The organism is Streptomyces sp. NPDC002467 (assembly GCF_042889825.1).
GTDB lineage: Bacteria > Actinomycetota > Actinomycetes > Streptomycetales > Streptomycetaceae > Streptomyces.
Window position 1 is genome coordinate 35005 of record NZ_JBIARJ010000020.1, and the last position, 16576, is coordinate 51580.

General features: G+C 70.4%; 17 protein-coding genes. 4 read left to right on the forward strand and 13 right to left on the reverse strand.

The genetic code is table 11. From position 1 onward, the window contains the following. Nucleotides 1-273: 273 nt before the first annotated feature. Both ACFYYJ_RS32775 and ACFYYJ_RS32780 read right to left on the reverse strand, forming a co-directional pair. A complete protein-coding gene (locus ACFYYJ_RS32775; RefSeq protein ID WP_385128204.1) occupies nucleotides 274-1611 on the reverse strand; it encodes a class I SAM-dependent RNA methyltransferase in 1338 nt (445 codons plus the stop codon). 100 nt (nucleotides 1612-1711) lie between these two features. Continuing rightward, nucleotides 1712-3760 carry an APC family permease gene (locus ACFYYJ_RS32780; RefSeq protein WP_385128203.1) on the reverse strand — a complete coding sequence of 683 codons (2049 nt, stop codon included), beginning with the start codon at nucleotides 3758-3760 and terminating at the stop codon, nucleotides 1712-1714. 220 nt (nucleotides 3761-3980) lie between these two features. Here ACFYYJ_RS32780 and ACFYYJ_RS32785 point away from each other — a divergent pair, with 220 nt between their 5' ends. Both ACFYYJ_RS32785 and ACFYYJ_RS32790 read left to right on the forward strand, forming a co-directional pair. Beyond that, a complete protein-coding gene (locus ACFYYJ_RS32785) occupies nucleotides 3981-4649 on the forward strand; it encodes a potassium channel family protein (protein WP_384592346.1) in 669 nt (222 codons plus the stop codon). Then, nucleotides 4646-5308: a potassium channel family protein gene (locus tag ACFYYJ_RS32790; RefSeq protein ID WP_385128202.1), complete on the forward strand. Its 663-nt coding sequence runs from the start codon at nucleotides 4646-4648 to the stop codon at nucleotides 5306-5308. The genes ACFYYJ_RS32785 and ACFYYJ_RS32790 overlap by 4 nt, the downstream gene beginning before the upstream one ends. A 146-nt stretch (nucleotides 5309-5454) precedes the next feature. Here the strand turns inward: ACFYYJ_RS32790 and ACFYYJ_RS32795 are convergent, their stop codons facing one another. The 7 genes from ACFYYJ_RS32795 to ACFYYJ_RS32825 all read right to left on the reverse strand — a co-directional run bounded on the left by ACFYYJ_RS32795 (nucleotide 5455) and on the right by ACFYYJ_RS32825 (nucleotide 12016). Continuing rightward, nucleotides 5455-6180 (reverse strand): DUF3159 domain-containing protein, encoded by a 726-nt coding sequence (locus tag ACFYYJ_RS32795; protein WP_385128201.1) that lies wholly within the window; start codon nucleotides 6178-6180, stop codon nucleotides 5455-5457. A gap of 3 nt (nucleotides 6181-6183) precedes the next feature. After that, nucleotides 6184-6612: an OB-fold nucleic acid binding domain-containing protein gene (locus ACFYYJ_RS32800; RefSeq protein ID WP_384592337.1), complete on the reverse strand. Its 429-nt coding sequence runs from the start codon at nucleotides 6610-6612 to the stop codon at nucleotides 6184-6186. A 38-nt stretch (nucleotides 6613-6650) separates the two neighbouring features. Next, on the reverse strand, nucleotides 6651-7337 hold the full coding sequence (locus ACFYYJ_RS32805) for a response regulator (protein WP_385128200.1): 687 nt from the start codon (nucleotides 7335-7337) through the stop codon (nucleotides 6651-6653). Continuing rightward, nucleotides 7334-9949, reverse strand: coding sequence for a DUF4118 domain-containing protein (locus tag ACFYYJ_RS32810; protein ID WP_389137785.1), 2616 nt, complete (start codon nucleotides 9947-9949; stop codon nucleotides 7334-7336). Before ACFYYJ_RS32810 ends, ACFYYJ_RS32805 begins: the two co-directional genes overlap by 4 nt. 162 nt (nucleotides 9950-10111) lie before the next feature. Continuing rightward, a complete protein-coding gene (locus ACFYYJ_RS32815) occupies nucleotides 10112-10894 on the reverse strand; it encodes a DUF3710 domain-containing protein (protein ID WP_389137787.1) in 783 nt (260 codons plus the stop codon). A gap of 1 nt (nucleotide 10895) precedes the next feature. After that, nucleotides 10896-11432, reverse strand: a complete 537-nt coding sequence (dut, locus tag ACFYYJ_RS32820; RefSeq protein WP_385128197.1) for a dUTP diphosphatase — start codon at nucleotides 11430-11432, stop codon at nucleotides 10896-10898. Beyond that, nucleotides 11432-12016 carry a PaaI family thioesterase gene (locus ACFYYJ_RS32825; RefSeq protein ID WP_384592325.1) on the reverse strand — a complete coding sequence of 195 codons (585 nt, stop codon included), beginning with the start codon at nucleotides 12014-12016 and terminating at the stop codon, nucleotides 11432-11434. The genes dut and ACFYYJ_RS32825 overlap by 1 nt, the downstream gene beginning before the upstream one ends. A 58-nt stretch (nucleotides 12017-12074) precedes the next feature. On the opposite strand from ACFYYJ_RS32825, the gene ACFYYJ_RS32830 reads away from it, so the two are divergent. Beyond that, nucleotides 12075-12536 (forward strand): DUF3093 domain-containing protein, encoded by a 462-nt coding sequence (locus ACFYYJ_RS32830; RefSeq protein WP_385358905.1) that lies wholly within the window; start codon nucleotides 12075-12077, stop codon nucleotides 12534-12536. Here ACFYYJ_RS32830 and ACFYYJ_RS32835 read toward each other — a convergent pair. The 4 genes from ACFYYJ_RS32835 to ACFYYJ_RS32850 form a co-directional block, all read right to left on the reverse strand. Then, complete coding sequence (locus ACFYYJ_RS32835) at nucleotides 12530-13438, reverse strand: hypothetical protein (protein WP_389137790.1); 909 nt, start codon at nucleotides 13436-13438, stop codon at nucleotides 12530-12532. The genes ACFYYJ_RS32830 and ACFYYJ_RS32835 overlap by 7 nt on opposite strands. 12 nt (nucleotides 13439-13450) lie before the next feature. Beyond that, on the reverse strand, nucleotides 13451-13747 hold the full coding sequence (locus ACFYYJ_RS32840; RefSeq protein ID WP_384592316.1) for a DUF4193 domain-containing protein: 297 nt from the start codon (nucleotides 13745-13747) through the stop codon (nucleotides 13451-13453). 382 nt (nucleotides 13748-14129) lie between these two features. Beyond that, the gene (locus tag ACFYYJ_RS32845; RefSeq protein ID WP_385128194.1) at nucleotides 14130-15374 is read right to left on the reverse strand and encodes a sensor histidine kinase; all 1245 of its coding nucleotides are present in this window, start codon (nucleotides 15372-15374) and stop codon (nucleotides 14130-14132) included. Between the two features lie 5 nt (nucleotides 15375-15379). Next, on the reverse strand, nucleotides 15380-16033 hold the full coding sequence (locus ACFYYJ_RS32850; RefSeq protein WP_030008767.1) for a response regulator transcription factor: 654 nt from the start codon (nucleotides 16031-16033) through the stop codon (nucleotides 15380-15382). A 257-nt stretch (nucleotides 16034-16290) separates the two neighbouring features. Here ACFYYJ_RS32850 and ACFYYJ_RS32855 point away from each other — a divergent pair, with 257 nt between their 5' ends. After that, nucleotides 16291-16455: a hypothetical protein gene (locus ACFYYJ_RS32855; RefSeq protein WP_385128193.1), complete on the forward strand. Its 165-nt coding sequence runs from the start codon at nucleotides 16291-16293 to the stop codon at nucleotides 16453-16455. Nucleotides 16456-16576: the final 121 nt, after the last annotated feature.

The window sequence follows — 16576 nt, forward strand, 5'->3', positions numbered from 1 at the left end:
CCGGATACCCGGCCCAGCATCACGGAACGTCACGGCCGAGAAACGAAGGGGCGGGACCGGCCAACCGCGCAGCTGTCGGCCTCACCACCCCACTGCGGGGACCACCTCCACACACGTGAGTGCCCCGACCGGCCGCCTCAAACCACACATGAACGACCCATCAGGCAGTGGGTCGCTCATGCGTCAAGCGTGCGTCACGTGCGTCGAATATGCGTCAAGATATCGCACCTAACGCACGTAACGCCCATAGCGCACACTCGGAGAAACGCCAGGTCAGCGGCCCTTTTCGGCAGGCTCAAGGATCGCCACGCACTCCACATGGTGCGTCATCGGGAACAGGTCGAAGACCCGCAGCGTGCGGACGCGGTAGCCGTTGTCCTTGAAGTAGCCCAGGTCGCGGGCCAGGGCCGCCGGGTCGCAGGCCACGTAGGCGATGCGGCGGGCCGAGAGGCCGGCCACGTGGCGGACCGTCTGCTTGCCGGCGCCGGCGCGCGGGGGGTCCAGGACGACCAGGTCGCACTCCGTGATGCCGGTCTTCGGGAGGACGGTTTCGACCTTGCCCTGCTCGATGCGGACGCGGGGGAAGTCGGCCAGGTTGTGGCGGGCGTCCTCCACCGCGCGCTTCGTCGACTCGATGCCGAGGACGGCGCCGGTCTCGCCCAGGCGTTCCGCGAGGGCGCCCGCGAAAATGCCGACGCCGCAGTAGAGGTCGAGGGCCATCTCGCCCTTGCGCGGCATCAGGCCCTGCATGACGGCCTTGATCAGGGTGTCCGCGGCCTGCGGGTGGACCTGCCAGAAGCCGCCCATGCCGACCCGGTACGTACGGCCGTCGGCGCGCTCGCGGACGAACGGGCGGCCGTGGACGCGGTGGACGCCGCCGTCCTTCTCCTCCACGCGGAGGACGGAGACCGGCTTGTCGAGCTCCACGAGGGGCAGGCGGCCGCCGGGGCGCGGGGTGAGGACGACCTGGCGGTCCTGGGAGCCGGTCGCGGCGATGGCCTCGACCGTGGCCATCTGGGGCCAGTCCTGCTTCTCGATGCCGAGTTCCGAGACGCCCGGCGCCGCGATCATGCAGTGGTCGATCAGCTCGATGTCGTGCGAGCGGTGCTTGCGCAGGCCGGCGTTGCCGTCCTCGTCGATGGCGAACTGCACGCGGGTGCGCCACTGGGGCACCTGTCCGGCTGGCAGCTTGTCGCCCTCGGCGGGCATGACGGTGCCGTCCCAGCCCGCCTCCTCCGGGGTGAGGCCGGCGAGCCGCTTCAGCTGCTCGGCGACGACCTCGCCCTTGAGCCGGCGCTGGGCGCCGGGCTTGGCGTGCTGCCAGTCGCAGCCGCCGCACTTGCCGGGGCCGGCGTACGGGCAGGGGGCCTCGACGCGGTCCTTGGAGGCCGTGAGGACGGTGATCGCGTCCGCGCGGAGGAAGCGGGAGTCCACGTCGCCCTCGGTGACCTTCGCGACGACCTTCTCGCCGGGCAGGGTGTGGCGGACGAACAGGACGCGGCCGTCGGCGGTGCGGGCGATGCAGTGACCACCGTGCGCGACGGGGCCGACCTCGACCTCGTACTCCTCCCCGACCAGTGACTGCTTCTCGTTCTGCTCGGCGCTCGTCATGGTGGGGAGACTCCAAAAAACTGAAAAAGGAAAACGGCCGGACGACCGACCCACCAGTTTACGTGGATCTCGTCCGGCCGTTCGCCAACCGGTCGGGAGGCTACTTCGCCGCCGGGTCCTTGGGACGCGGGGCGTCCACCGGTCCGCGGCGCACCGCGCCCGGGGCGTTCCACTCCGCGTGCTTCCTCGCCCGCTTCTTCGCGAGTTCCGAGGACTCCAGCTGGTAGGGCACCGAGGTGACCATCACGCCGGGGGTGAAGAGCAGCCGGCCCTTGAGGCGCAGCGCGCTCTGGTTGTGCAGCAGGTGTTCGTACCAGCGGCCGACGACGTACTCGGGGATGTACACGCTGACCGCGTCGCGCGGGTTCTCGCTGCGCAGACCCTTGACGTACTCGACCACCGGGCGGGTGATCTCGCGGTACGGCGAGTCGAGGATCTTGAGCGGGACGTTGATCCCGCGCCGGTCCCACTCCGCCTTGAGGGCCTTGGTCTCGGCCTCGTCGACGTTGACGCTGAGCGCCTCCAGCCGGTTGGAGTGCAGCAGCTTGGCGTAGGCCAGGGCGCGCAGCGTGGGCTTGTGGAGCTTGGAGACCAGGACGACGGAGTGCACGCGCGAGGGGCGGACGTACTCGTCGGGGCGTTCCTCGGCCGCGGCGATCTCGACGGCGACCCGGTCGTAGTGCCGGCGGATCGCGGTCATCGTGGCGTAGAAGATCACCATGCCGAGCAGGGCGACCCAGGCGCCGTGGGTGAACTTGGTCGCGAGCACGACGACCAGCACCAGGCCGGTGAAGAAGGCGCCGAAGGTGTTGATCGCGCGGGAGCGGACCATGTGGCGGCGCTTGGCGGGGTCCGTCTCCGACTTCAGGTGCCGGTTCCAGTGCCGGACCATGCCGGTCTGGCTGAGCGTGAACGAGACGAAGACGCCGACGATGTAGAGCTGGATGAGCTTCGTCGAGTCGGCCCCGTAGAGCCAGGTCAGCAGTGCCGCGGCGCCCGCGAGGAGCACGATGCCGTTGGAGAAGGCGAGCCGGTCTCCGCGGGTGTGGAGCTGGCGCGGCAGGTAGCGGTCCTGGGCGAGGATCGAGCCGAGCAGCGGGAAGCCGTTGTAGGCGGTGTTCGCGGCGAGGAACAGCACGAGCGCCGTGGCGGCGGCGAGCAGGATGAAGAAGAACGAGCCGTCGCCGAAGACCGCCTCGGCCACCTGGGAGATCACCGGGTTCTGGACGTACGAGGGGCCGACCGGCACGCCGCCCAGCAGCAGGTCCTCGGCGGGGTTCTCGGCCATCCTCACGTCGGTGGCCATGGCCAGGGCGATGATGCCGCAGAACATGGTCACGGCCAGGGCGCCCATCAGGGCCAGGGTGGTCGCGGCGTTCTTGCTCTTGGGCTTGCGGAAGGCGGGAACGCCGTTGCTGATCGCCTCGACGCCGGTGAGCGCGGCACAGCCGGAGGAGAAGGCGCGCAGCAGCAGGAAGATCAACGCGAAGCCGGCCAGTCCCGCCTTTTCGGCCTTGATCTCGAAATCGGCGGTCGGGGCCTTCATCGTGTCGCCGAGGACGAGGCCCTTCCAGGCACCCCAGGCGATCATGATGAATACGGCGGCGACGAAGACGTAGGTGGGAATCGCGAAGAGTTTTCCGGATTCCTTCATGCCGCGCAGGTTCAGCAGCGTGAGCAGCAGGATCATCCCGACGGCGCAGAACACCTTGTGCTCGACGACGAAGGGGATGGCCGAGCCGAGGTTCTCGACGCCCGAGGCGATCGACACGGCGACGGTCAGCACGTAGTCGACGAGCAGGGCGCTGGCCACGGTGAGACCGGCCTTGGGCCCGAGGTTGGTGTTGGCGACTTCGTAGTCGCCGCCACCACTGGGGTACGCGTGGACGTTCTGCCGGTACGAGGCGACGACGGTGAACATCAGCACGACGACCGCGAGGGCGATCCAGGGGCTGAAGCTGTACGCAGAGACGCCCGCGATCGAGAGGACCAGCAGGACCTCGCCGGGGGCATATGCCACCGAGGAGAGCGGGTCGGAGGCGAAAACGGGAAGGGCGATCCGTTTGGGGAGGAGTGTTTCCCCCAGACGGTCGCTGCGTAGCGCCCGGCCGATCAGGATCCGTTTGGGCAGGTCGGTCAGTTTGGACACGCAGAGGATCGTAAGCGTTCGAAATCAGACTGACGAACCCCCCACCCCCTCACACTGCAATCCCACCCCATTTCCTCCTCTGCAGGACCCCAACCGCAGCACAAGAGGTCACACTCGTGACCGCCCGTGTGTAGCTTGGGCCATGGTCTGAGACCCTGTTAAGCCAGAGCATGCAATGAGGCTGGGAACCAGCGAGCCGCTGACAGCCGGAAGGACGGCCGTGCACATCGTCATCATGGGCTGCGGAAGAGTGGGTTCCGCTCTCGCACAGACCCTGGAACAGCAGGGGCATACGGTCGCCGTGGTCGACCAGGACCCCACCGCATTCCGCCGCCTGGGCGCCGGGTTCGGTGGCCGCCGGGTCACCGGAGTCGGATTCGACCAGGACACCCTGCGCGAGGCCGGGATCGAGGAGGCGGGAGCCTTCGCCGCGGTCAGCAGTGGTGACAATTCCAACATCATCGCCGCCCGCGTGGCCCGCGAGATGTTCGGCGTGGAGAACGTCGCCGCCCGCATCTACGACCCCAAGCGCGCCGAGGTCTACCAGCGCCTCGGCATCCCCACCGTCGCGACCGTACGGTGGACCGCCGACCAGATGCTGCGCCGGCTGCTGCCCTCGGGCGCCGAGCCGCTGTGGCGCGACCCGAGCGGCGGCGTACAGCTCGCCGAGGTGCACACCTCCGCCTCCTGGGTCGGACACAAGGTCAGCAAGCTGCAGGACGAGACGGGCGTGCGGGTCGCGTTCCTCACACGACTGGGCGAGGCCATGCTGCCGACGTCGCAGACGGTCCTGCAGGAGGGCGACCTCGTCCACGTGATGATGCGCACGGACGAGATCGACAAGGTCGAGGCGGCCTTCGCCGAGGGGCCCGAGGAGGCACACGCATGAGGGTCGCGATCGCCGGAGCCGGCGCGGTGGGCCGCTCCATCGCGGGTGAACTTCTGGAGAACGGCCACGAGGTCCTCCTCGTCGACAAGGCGCCGACCGCCATCTCGGTGGAGCGGGTGCCGCAGGCCGAGTGGCTGCTGGCCGACGCCTGCGAGATCACCTCGCTGGACGAGGCGGCGCTCCAGCGCTGCAACGTGGTCATCGCCGCCACCGGTGACGACAAGGTCAACCTCGTCGTCTCCCTCCTCGCCAAGACCGAGTACGGGGTCCCGCGGGTCGTGGCGCGCGTGAACAACCCGAAGAACGAGTGGCTCTTCAACGAGTCCTGGGGCGTCGACGTCGCGGTCTCGACGCCGCGTCTGATGTCGGCCCTGGTCGAGGAGGCCGTCAGCGTCGGCGACCTGGTGCGCCTGCTGCGCTTCAGCCACGGCGACGCGAACCTGGTCGAGCTGACCCTGCCGGCGGACTCCTCGGTGGCGGGCACCCAGATCGGCGAGATCAGCTGGCCCGAGGACACCTCGCTGGTCACGATCATCCGCGGCAACCGGGTCCTCACCCCGCACGCGGAGGAGACCCTGGAGGCGGGCGACGAGCTCCTCTTCGTGGCCGCCCAGGCCCGCGAGGAGCAACTGGAGGACCTCCTCCAGGCCCGGCGGTAGCCCCTTCTGCCGTGTAGGGGCGGGTGACCGTTCGGTCACCCGCCCCTACACGTTTGCCGGGCCGAAATCAGCCCTGCCGGCGTTTGAGGCGCGGGGTCCGGGGCAGAGCCCGGCAACGGCGCCGCACCCGCCCACGTCGGGCACGATCAGGCCCGCTTCTCGCCGGCGGCAGCCTCGGCGGCCTCCTTGGCCTCCCACTCCGCGATCACGTCGATCGGCGGCGGCGCCTTCGCCAGGAACACCCACGTGAAGTACACCGCGAGCACCATCGGCGGCAGCTTCAGCGCGATCAGCACCCAGCCGAGCTGCGTCGCGTCACCCCACCAGTACAGCGGGAAGAGGATCGCGTACTTGGCGAGGAAGATCAGCCCCCACGCGAGGCTGGCCTTCACGTACGCCTTCTTGCGCCCCGGGTTGCGCGTGCGCCAGGACAGGTTCTCCTTGAACACCGGCCCGAGGATGACGCCCAACAGCGGGAAGCCCACCAGCGCCGAGAGCGTGAAGGCCGCGCCCAGGCAGACGCCGTAGATCATGCCCGGCAGGTAGAACCCCTTGGCGTCGCCCGTGAACAGGGCGAAGGCCACGCCCACGCCCACGCCGAAGACGCCGCTGAAGGCGTGCTTGACGGTGTCCTTGCGCAGCAGCCGCACGATCACCAGCAGCACGGCGACCGCGCCCGCCGCGATGGCGGAGGACTTCACGTCCTTGTTGATCGTGTAGATCATCACGAAGAGCAGCCCGGGGAGCATCGTCTCCACGGTGCCCCGGATGCCGCCGAAGGCGTCGAACAGCGCCGCCTGCGTCACCGCCTTCTGGTCTTCGTCAGGCGTGGCTGCAGGTTCCGCGGGGGTCGGTCCGTCGAGTGACATCACCGGTCAGTGCTCCTGTCCGAGCGGTCGGAGTTCGTACTTCGGGTTGAAGAGCACCCGGCGGCCGTGGCTCATGGAGATGCGCCCGGAGGCGATCAAACGGCGGCCGGGCTCGATTCCCACGATCGAGCGACGCCCGAGCCAGACCACGTCCAGAGCCGCCGAGCCGTCGAACAGCTCGGCCTCCAGGGCGGGCACGCCGGCGCGGGGCCGCAGGGTGACGGTGCGCAGGGTGCCCGTCACCTTGACTATCTGGCGGTCGTGGCAGTCGCAGATCCGCGTGCAGCCCGCGGCTTCTGCGTCCTCCTGCAGCTCCGCCGAATGCAGCTCCTCCTGCGAGGACGACAGCCGCTCGATCATCCGGCGGAACCGGCCCGCCGGCCTGGCCGCCTTGGCCGGCTTCACGGACTTCTCGGGACGCGGTTCAGCACTCATGGCAAGAAGCCTACCGGCGTGACGACCGCCCATCGAAGCTACCTCTCGAAGCGGTATCCCATGCCCGGCTCGGTGATGAAGTGCCGGGGGTGCGAGGGATCCGCCTCCAATTTGCGGCGCAGCTGGGCCATGTAGACCCGCAGGTAGTTCGTCTCGGTGCCGTAGGAGGGCCCCCACACCTCCTGGAGGAGCTGCTTCTGGCTGACGAGCTTTCCGCTGTTGCGGACGAGGACCTCCAGCAGGTGCCACTCGGTGGGCGTCAGCCGTACGTCGCGCCCCTCACGCACGGCCTTCTTGGCGGCCAGGTCCACCGTGAAACCGGCGGTCTCCACGACCACCTCGTCCTCCCCCGCGCCGGCGGAGGGCTCGGCCCGGCGGACGGCGGCGCGCAGCCGGGCCAGCAGTTCGTCCATGCCGAAGGGCTTGGTGACGTAGTCGTCGGCGCCCGCGTCGAGGGCCTCGACCTTCTCGTCGGAGGTGTGGCGGGCCGAGAGGACCAGGATCGGCACGCGGGTCCAGCCGCGCAGGCCCTTGATCACCTCGATCCCGTCCATGTCGGGCAGGCCCAGGTCGAGCACCACCACGTCGGGGTGGCGGGCGGCCGCGAGCTCCAGTGCGCTCGCGCCGTCGGCGGCGGAGTCGACCTCGTACCTGCGTGCCTTGAGGTTGATCACGAGGGCTCGGACGATCTGCGGCTCGTCTTCCACCACGAGCACCCGGGTCATTGAGGTCCTGCCTTCTGTCGTTCCGCGTCGAGGTCTTCCATGATCATGTCTGCGATCGGTCCGGTGGCGCGGGCTTCGCCGTCCACCGTGACGCGCGGCGGCGGGCCCGCCCGGCTCGCCGCCCGGAGCGTCAGCACCATGGTCAGCCCGCCTCCCGGGGTGTCCTCGGCCGCCAGCGTGCCGTCCATGGCCTCGGCGAAGCCCCTTGCCACGGCGAGCCCGAGGCCCACTCCGGCTCCGCGCGGGGCGTCCCCGTGCCGCTGGAAGGGGGCGAAGATCCGGTCCTTGGCCTCGTCGGGCACGCCGGGGCCCCGGTCGACGACGCGCACCTCGACCCGGTCGCCGAGGAAGCTGGCCGCCACCAGCACCGGCTCGCCCGCCGGGCTGTACTTGACGGCGTTCTCCACCACGTTGGCGACGGTCCGCTCCAGCAGCCCCGGATCCACCGCGACCATCGGCAACGTCTCGGGCACGTCCAGCAGCACGCTGTCCTCCGGCACGCCGCCCAACGCCATCGGGACCACCTCGTCGAGGTCGATCTCCCTGATCAGCGGGGTCACGGTGCCGGTCTGCAGCCGGGACATGTCCAGCAGGTTGCCCACGAGGTGGTCGAGCCGGTCGGCGCCGTCCTCGATGCCTTCGAGGAGTTCGGCCCGATCCTCCTCGGACCACTCCACGTCGTCGGATCGCAGGGAGCTCACGGAGGCCTTGATGGACGCGAGGGGCGTACGGAGGTCATGGCTGACGGCGGCCAGCAGCGCGGTCCGGATCCGGTTGCCCTCGGCGAGCCGGCGGGCCTCCTCGGCCTCCCCGACCAGTCGCTGGCGGTCGAGGACCACGGCCGCCTGGGCGGCGAAGGCCCCGAGGACACGGCGGTCCTCGGCGGGCAGCACCCGGCCGGACAGGGCCAGCGCCATGTGGTCCCCGATGGGCATGTCCACATCGGCGTCCTCGGGCCGGTCCACGGGAGCCGGTCCGACGGTGCCGGCCCGGGTCCAGGGCTCGGTGTCGCCCGCGCGCTCCAGCAGGGCCACGGACTCCATCGCGAAGGTCTCGCGGACCCGCTCCAGCAGAGCGGGCAACGCCGTCTCGCCGCGCAGCACGCTGCCGGCGAGGAAGGAGAGGATCTCGGACTCGGCGCGCAGCCGGGCGGCCTGGTGGGTGCGCCGGGCGGCCAGGTCCACCACGGACGCGACCGAGACGGCGACCCCGAAGAAGATGGCGATGGCCACGATGTTCTTGGGGTCGGAGATCGTGAACCGGTGCAGGGGCGGGGCGAAGTAGTAGTTCAGCAGCAGCGAGCCGAACGCGGCCGAGGCAAGGGCCGGCCAGAGCCCGCCCAGCAGCGCGGCCGCCACGGTCAGCGCCAGGAAGAGCAGCATGTCGTTGGCGAGCCCCGGGTCCGCCTCGACGTGGGTGAGCAGCAGGCACAGCAGTACGGGGAAGACCACCCCCACCGCCCATCCGGCGAGGATCCGGGCCCGGCCGAGGCGGGCTCCCGAGCGGGCCACGGGCAGCCCGCGGCCCTTGGCCACCTCCTCGTGCGTGACGATGTGGACGTCGAGGTCGGGGCCCGAGTCCCGGGCCACGGTGGCGCCCACGCCGGGGCCGAAGACGTACTGCCAGGTCTTGCGGCGGCTGGAGCCGAGCACGATCTGGGTGGCGTTGACCCCGCGGGCGAATTCGAGCAGCGCGTCCGGGACGTCGTCGCCGATCACATGGTGAAACGTTCCGCCGAGGTCCTCGACCAGCGTGCGCTGGATCGCGAGCTCCTTCGGCGAGGCCGCGGTCAGCCCGTCGCTGCGGGCGATGTACACGGCGAGGATCTCGCTGCCGGAACCCTTGGCCGCCATCCGCGAGGCGCGCCGGATCAGCGTGCGCCCCTCCGGGCCGCCGGTGAGCCCCACGACGATCCGTTCGCGCGCCTGCCAGGTGGAGCGGATGCCGTGCTCGCCCCGGTACACCTGGAGGTACTCGTCCGCCCGGTCGGCCACCCACAGCAGCGCGAGCTCGCGCAGGGCGGTGAGGTTGCCCGGCCGGAAGTAGTTCGACAGGGCCGCGTCGACCTTGTCGGGCTTGTATATGTTCCCGTGCGCCATCCGCCGCCGCAGGGCCTGCGGGTCCATGTCGACCAGCTCGATCTGGTCGGCCCGCCGGACCACCTCGTCCGGGACGGTCTCCCGCTGCCGGACCCCGGTGATCGATTCGACCACGTCCCCGAGGGACTCCAGGTGCTGGATGTTGACGGTGGTCACGACGTCGATGCCGGCCCGCAGCAGTTCCTCGACGTCCTGCCAGCGCTTGGCGTTGCGCGAGCCGGGGACGTTGGTGTGCGCGAGCTCGTCCACGAGGGCTATCGCCGGCCCGCGGGCCAGCAGCGCGTCCACGTCCATCTCGGTGAAGACGGCGCCCCGGTGGGTCAGCTCCTTGCGCTCGACCCGCTCCAGCCCGTGGAGCATCACCTCGGTCCGCGGCCGCCCGTGGTGCTCGACGAAGCCGACGACGCAGTCGGCCCCCCGCTCCACCCTGCGGTGGCCTTCGGAGAGCATCGCGTAGGTCTTGCCCACACCGGGTGCCGCGCCGAGATAGATCCTTAGCCTGCCGCGTCCCATGGGCCCATTCTCAAGGACGTTTGCCCCGTTCACGCACCTTTGGCGGCCCCGCGGCCGATCCCTGACGGATCCCTGACGCGGGCGCCGCCGAGCACCGTGGGCCGTACCCCAGGGAGTACGGCCCACGGCCTGAAACGATCGCGGCCCTCGCGGCCGCGGAGGTCAGCGGACCTCGGTGATCTCCGGGCCGCGCTCCAGCTGACCCATGCCACCGCCGAAGCGGGAGCTCTCCTGCTCCTCCGTCTGCACGCCGTCCGGCACCATCTGGGCGTCGTTCGGCAGCTTCAGGACGATCGGGTCACGCGGGGCCATCGGGCCGTCGCCGCGGACGACGACGGTGTCCCGGAAGATCGTCTCCAGCAGACCGGCCGACTCGGGGCGCACCGCGCCCTGGCCGGAGATCACTCCGCGCAGGAACCAGCGCGGTCCGTCGACACCGACGAAGCGGACCAGCTGGGCGCCGGTCTGCCCGTCCGGGAGCGGTACGGGGACCTGCGCGCGCAGCTCCCAGCCCAGCGGACCCTCGACCTCGTCGATGATGCCGCCCTGCTGGGTGATGCCCGCGGCGATCTCCTCGCGGACCTCGCCCCAGATGCCTTCCTTCTTGGGCGCGGCGAAGGCCTGCAGCTGTACGGCGCTGTCGCGCAGCACCACGGTCGCGGCCACGATCGCGTCACCGGCGACCTCGACGCGCAGCTCCATGCCCTCGACACCGGGTACGAGGATGCCGCCCAGGTCGACCCGGCCCTCGGCCGGGCTGCCGGGGACCTCGGAGACGTCCCAGGGGCCGTCCGGCCGCGGGGCCGGCGGCAGGTTCACGCGGCGCGGCGCGGCCGCACCGTCCTGCTCATCGGCGTCGGCCGCAGCGCCGTCCGCGCTGTCGACGACCTGCTCGGCCGCGCCGCCGTCCTTGACGGAGTCGTTCTTCTTGCGACGTCCGAACACGTCACTGTCCTTCCCGGTCGGTTACGACCGAAGCGTAGCCATTCCCACCCTGCTGACCAGCGCCTGATCCGGCCACGGCCGCATGACCGCCGGTGGAGCCGAAACCCCCCTCGGCCCGGGCCGAGCCGGGAAGTTCCGCCACCTCGTGGAAGCGCACCTTCTCGACCCGCTGGACAACCAGCTGGGCAATGCGGTCGAAACGCTCGAACCGGACGCTCTCGCGAGGGTCGAGATTGACCACGATCACCTTGATCTCCCCACGGTACCCGGCATCCACCGTCCCGGGGGCATTCACGAGCGCGAGCCCACAGCGGGCGGCGAGCCCGGAGCGCGGGTGCACGAACGCGGCGTAGCCGTCGGGCAGCGCGATGGACACGCCGGTGGGCAGAACGGCCCGCTCGCCGGGGGCGAGCTCGGCGGCCTGGGTGGTCACCAGGTCGCAGCCGGCGTCGCCGGGGTGGCCGTACGCCGGGATGGGCACCTCGGGGTCGACGCGGCGGATCAGCACGTCGACGGGAGAGCTGTCGTTCAGGGACATCAGGGGTTCACCTCGAAGGCGCGTGCGCGCCTGACCTGGTCCGGGTCGGCCATGGCCGCCTGGATCTCCTCGGGCCGACCGTTGTCGATGAAGTGGTCGACCTTCACCTCGATGAACAGCGCGTCCGCGCGCACGGCGACCGGGCCCTCGGGCCCGCCTATGCGGCCGACCGCACTGCAGTAGATCTTGCGTCCGGCCACGGCGGTGACCTCGGCCTCCAGGTACAGCACGGTGTCCACGGGCACCGGCCGTACGAAGTCGGTCTCCAGCCGGCCCGTCACCGCGATGACGCGCAGCAGCCAGTTCAGGGAGCCCAGCGTCTCGTCGAGCGCGGTGGCCAGCACCCCGCCGTGGGCGAGACCCGGGGCGCCCTGGTGTGCGGGCTTGACGGTGAACTCGGCACTGACGCGCACGCCCTCGCCCGCCCGGGCCTCCAGGTGGAGTCCGTGCGGCTGGCCCCCACCGCAGCCGAAGCAGTGCTCGTAGTGCGCACCGAGCAGCTCGCCCGGTGCCGGGGCGTCGGGGTGCCGGACCGGTGCGACGGCATCGGCCGGCGGCGTCAACGCTGTGTTTCGTCCACTCACAGCCGCAGACCTTACCCGCGCGGCTACCCGCCGGTCGCCTCGTGGCAGGCTTGACGGCATGCAGCTCTCCCCCGCGCACCACGACGAACGCCTGACCGCCCCCCGCTCGTGGTGGTTCATCTCCGTACTCATCGGGCTGGCCTGCGCGTTGATGTTCCTGCCGCTGGGCACGATGCCGCTGCTGGCGGGCCTGGTCGGCGGCAGCGCGCTGGCGGGGCTGCTGGTGAGTTCGTACGGGTCCGCGCGGGTGCGCGTGGTGAACGGCGCGCTGGCCGCCGGGGAGGCGCGGATCCCCGTGACGGCCCTGGGCGAGCCCGAGGTCCTCGACGCCGAGGAGGCCCGCGCCTGGCGCACCTACAAGGCCGACACCCGCGCCTTCATGCTGATGCGCAGCTACGTCCCGACGGCGCTGCGCATCGAGGTCACCGACCCGGCCGACCCGACCCCGTACGTCTACGTCTCCACCCGCGAGCCGCAGGCCCTGCGGGCGGCGCTCCTCGCCGCCAAGGCGGCTCAGTAGTCCGCGGACCCCTCCAGTGCGGCCCTGGTGGCCTCGGGAAGGGGCTGGGAGGGCTGCTCCAGGGGCGGAAGCCGGTGCAGGGCGTCCCAGGCCACGGCGCGGCTCCGGAGGTCGCCACGGACCTTCTCGGCGAGTTTGCGGGTGTCGCGGCGATTCATGACCGCGCCCACCGCCGCGCCGATCATGAACGGCATGAGGTTCGGAAGGTTGCGGAACATCCGCTTCGTGATCTGCTGGCGCAGTTCGCGCTTCATCTGACCGCCGAGCGCCGCGTTCAGCGTCGTCGGCTTGGTCAGGTCGACCCCGCGCTCTTCCGTCCACGAGGTCAGGTAGGCGAAGCTGCGCTCCGGGAGCGTGCCGGGTGCCCGCAGGCCGTACACCTCGTGGAGTTCGGCGATGAGCTTCAGCTCGATCGCGGCGACCCCGGTGATCTCGGCGGCCAGTTCCATCAGCATGGCGGGCGGGACGGGCAGCATGGCCGCCGCTCCGATGCCGGCGCCGACGGTGGAGGTGCCGTTGGCGGCGCCCGTGATCAGCTTGTCGGCGAGCTGATCGGGGCCGAGGCCCGGAAACTGCGCGCGCAGGGTCGCCAGGTCCCGGACCGGAACGCGCGGTGCGTTCTCGATGATCCGGTCGGCGATGTACAGGGCGGCGGCCCTGACGCCCGCGCCGCCCTTGCGTACACCGTTCTTGACGGCTTGGAGCCGACGGGCCCCGGACCCCTGTCCGGACGCCTCGTCGGCCTCTGTGGCCGACGGCACCGCTGTCGCGGCGCCTGAGGTCACGGCGGGTCCGCCGGGGGCTCCAGGACCCGTTTCCGGGTCCGTGGTTCCCACCTGCGTCTCCGCCGGTTCACCACGTTTGCGCAAGCCGAACTTGCGAAACGGTGTCGAGCCAGCCACGGCCGACGCCTCTCAGTCGCAGTCGCGACAGATCGGCTGGCCGTTCTTCTCTCGTGCGAGCTGGCTGCGGTGGTGCACCAGGAAGCAGCTCATGCAGGTGAACTCGTCGGCCTGCTTGGGCAGGACCCGGACGGCCAGTTCCTCGTTGGAGAGGTCCGCGCCGGGCAGGTCCATGCTCTCGACCGAGTCGAACTCGTCCATGTCCGTGGACGAGGAAGACTTCTCGTTGCGCCGCGCCTTCAGCTCTTCGATGCTGTCGTTGTCGACGTCGTCGTCGGTCTTGCGTGGGGTGTCATAGTCCGTTGCCATTTTTCGCTCTCCCCCTCTGGGTGTTAGCGGTGTCTCAGCGCAGGTAACGCGCGAGAGGCCGGACTTGTGCCCGACCTGAGGCGGAGATTTTGCCTCACATCAAGGTCTGTTACTCAATCGACACCCAGCCGCACGCCTGAAGAGCCGATTGGCTGGGATGACGACCGGGACCGTACACGGTCCGGAGGTCGTCTTGCACAAACGCCACCCCGTCTATTTCCCGCCATCAGGGGGGCCGGAAACCCGGACTTCCCGGGCTTTCCGGCCTCCTGAAGGTCACCGAACGCGCATGGCCGGACACCGGGCACTGTGATCGATCACACAAAAGCAATCGACTGCACAGGGCAAGTATTCAGCCAACAGCGAACATGGGAATGAGGTCTCACAAGGGCAGAGTGACACGCATCACGAGGCCACCGCCCTCACGGGGCACCGCCTGGATCCGTCCGCCGTGTGCGCGCGCCACGGAGCGCGCGATCGACAGCCCGAGCCCGACACCCTTGTCGCTGCCCGTTCGCTCCGTACGCAGCCGCCTGAAGGGCTCGAAGAGGTTGTCCACCTCGTACGCGGGAACGACGGGACCCGTGTTCGACACCAGGAGCACCGCCTGACCGTGCTGGACCCCGGTCGTGACCTCCACCCAGCCGTCCTCCGGAACGTTGTACCGGACGGCGTTCTGCACCAGGTTGAGGGCGATCCGCTCCAGCAGGACGCCGTTGCCCTGCACGACGGCGAGCGCGCGCTCGCCGCGGATCTCCACGCCCTTCGCCTCGGCCTCGCCGTGCACCTGGTCCACGGCGCGCGAGGCGACCTCCGCCAGGTCGACGGGCTTGCGCTCGACGATCTGGTTCTCGCTGCGGGCCAGCAGGAGCAGGCCCTCGACCAGCTGCTCGCTGCGCTCGTTGGTGGCGAGCAGGGTCTTGCCCAGTTGTTGGAGCTCGACCGGGGCCCCCGGATCGGAGAGGTGCACCTCCAGCAGCGTCCGGTTGATCGCGAGCGGGGTTCTCAGCTCGTGCGAGGCGTTCGCCACGAATCTCTGCTGGGCCGTGAAGGCCCGCTCCAACCGGTCGAGCATCTCGTCGAAGGTGTCCGCGAGCTCCTTGAGCTCGTCGTCCGGCCCGTCCAGCTCGATGCGCCGGGTCAGGTCGGAGCCGACCACCCGGCGGGCGGTCCGGGTGATCCTGCCCAGCGGCGAGAGCACCCGGCCGGCCATCGCGTAGCCGAAGGCGAAGGCGATGATGCTGAGGCCCAGCAGGGCCATGAGCGACCGGCTCAGCAGATCGTCCAGCGAGTGCCGGCGCTGCGCGGCCATGCACTGGTTGATCGCGACGTCGAACTGGTCGATCTGCCTGATGTTGGCGACACCGGGACAGGAATCACTGGTGACCTGGACGTTCTGCCCGTTGATGATCTTGTACGGGATGTTGTTGCCCTCGCGGAGGGCCTGCGCCGCGAGCAGGTAGATGATCGACAGCAGCAGGATGCCGGCGATCAGGAACATCCCGCCGTACAGCAGCGTGAGCCGTATCCGGATGGTCGGCCTCAGCCATGGGAAGGGACCCTCGGGCTGACCGGGGTCCCAGGTCGGTTTCGGTGGCGCCGCGGGTGGCGTCGGAGTCGTTGCCACCCTCGTCAGATCCGGTACCCGGAACCGGGAACGGTCACGATGACCGGGGGCTCCCCCAGCTTGCGGCGCAGTGTCATGACCGTCACCCGCACCACGTTCGTGAAGGGATCGGTGTTCTCGTCCCATGCCTTCTCCAGCAGCTGCTCGGCGGAAACGACGGTCCCCTCACTGCGCATGAGGACCTCCAGCACCGCGAACTCCTTGGGTGCCAGCTGCACCTCCTTGCCCTCGCGGAACACTTCGCGACGGTTCGGGTCCAGCTTGATCCCGGCCCGCTCCAGCACCGGCGGCAGGGCGACGGTGGTGCGCCGCCCGAGCGCCCGTACGCGGGCGGTCAGCTCGGTGAAGGCGAAGGGCTTGGGCAGGTAGTCGTCCGCACCCAGCTCCAGACCCTCCACGCGGTCGCTGACGTCCCCGGAGGCGGTCAGCATCAGCACGCGGGTGGGCATGCCGAGCTCGACGATCTTCCGGCACACGTCGTCGCCGTGCACGAGAGGGAGGTCGCGGTCGAGCACGACCACGTCGTAGTCGTTCACGCCGACCCGCTCCAGGGCGGCGGCGCCGTCGTACACGACGTCCACGGCCATGGCCTCCCGGCGCAGTCCGGTGGCCACCGCATCGGCGAGCAGCTGCTCGTCCTCGACGACGAGTACGCGCACGTCGTTTCCTTCCTCCGAGCCCTTCTGGGCACACGTGTATTGCGTCTGTTGCGTCGTCCATCCTGCCCTTTTCGCCGGTAAACCGGCTGTAAGGCACCGCTCGGAGGGGGGCCGGCGGGGCAGGAGTGAGGATTGGCTCACATGATGAGGTTTCCGGGCCCCGGGGGCTGGGGAGGACGACAAGCACACCCCATCCACTCCCTGACGGCGGACAGCCACGTGCCGCCGCCGACCCACGAAGAGGGGGCGAACCCATCATGGACGCATTCACCGCGGGTCTCCTGCAGCGCATCAGGGCCACGCAGTCGGACCTCATGCAGGCCCGCGAGACGGGCGACGACTTCCTCGCGGAAGTGGAACAGGCGGAGCTGGAGGACCTCCAGCGCCTGGCCGCCGAGCACGGCGTAGCCGTGTCCGCCTAGGCCTGCCGACCCGACGCACCATCCCGGACCCCGGCCGCCCCCATGGGCGGCCGGGGTCCGCTGCGTTCATCCCGCGCCACCGCCGGGGGCTCCGCCCCCGGACCCCCGCGCCTCAAACGCC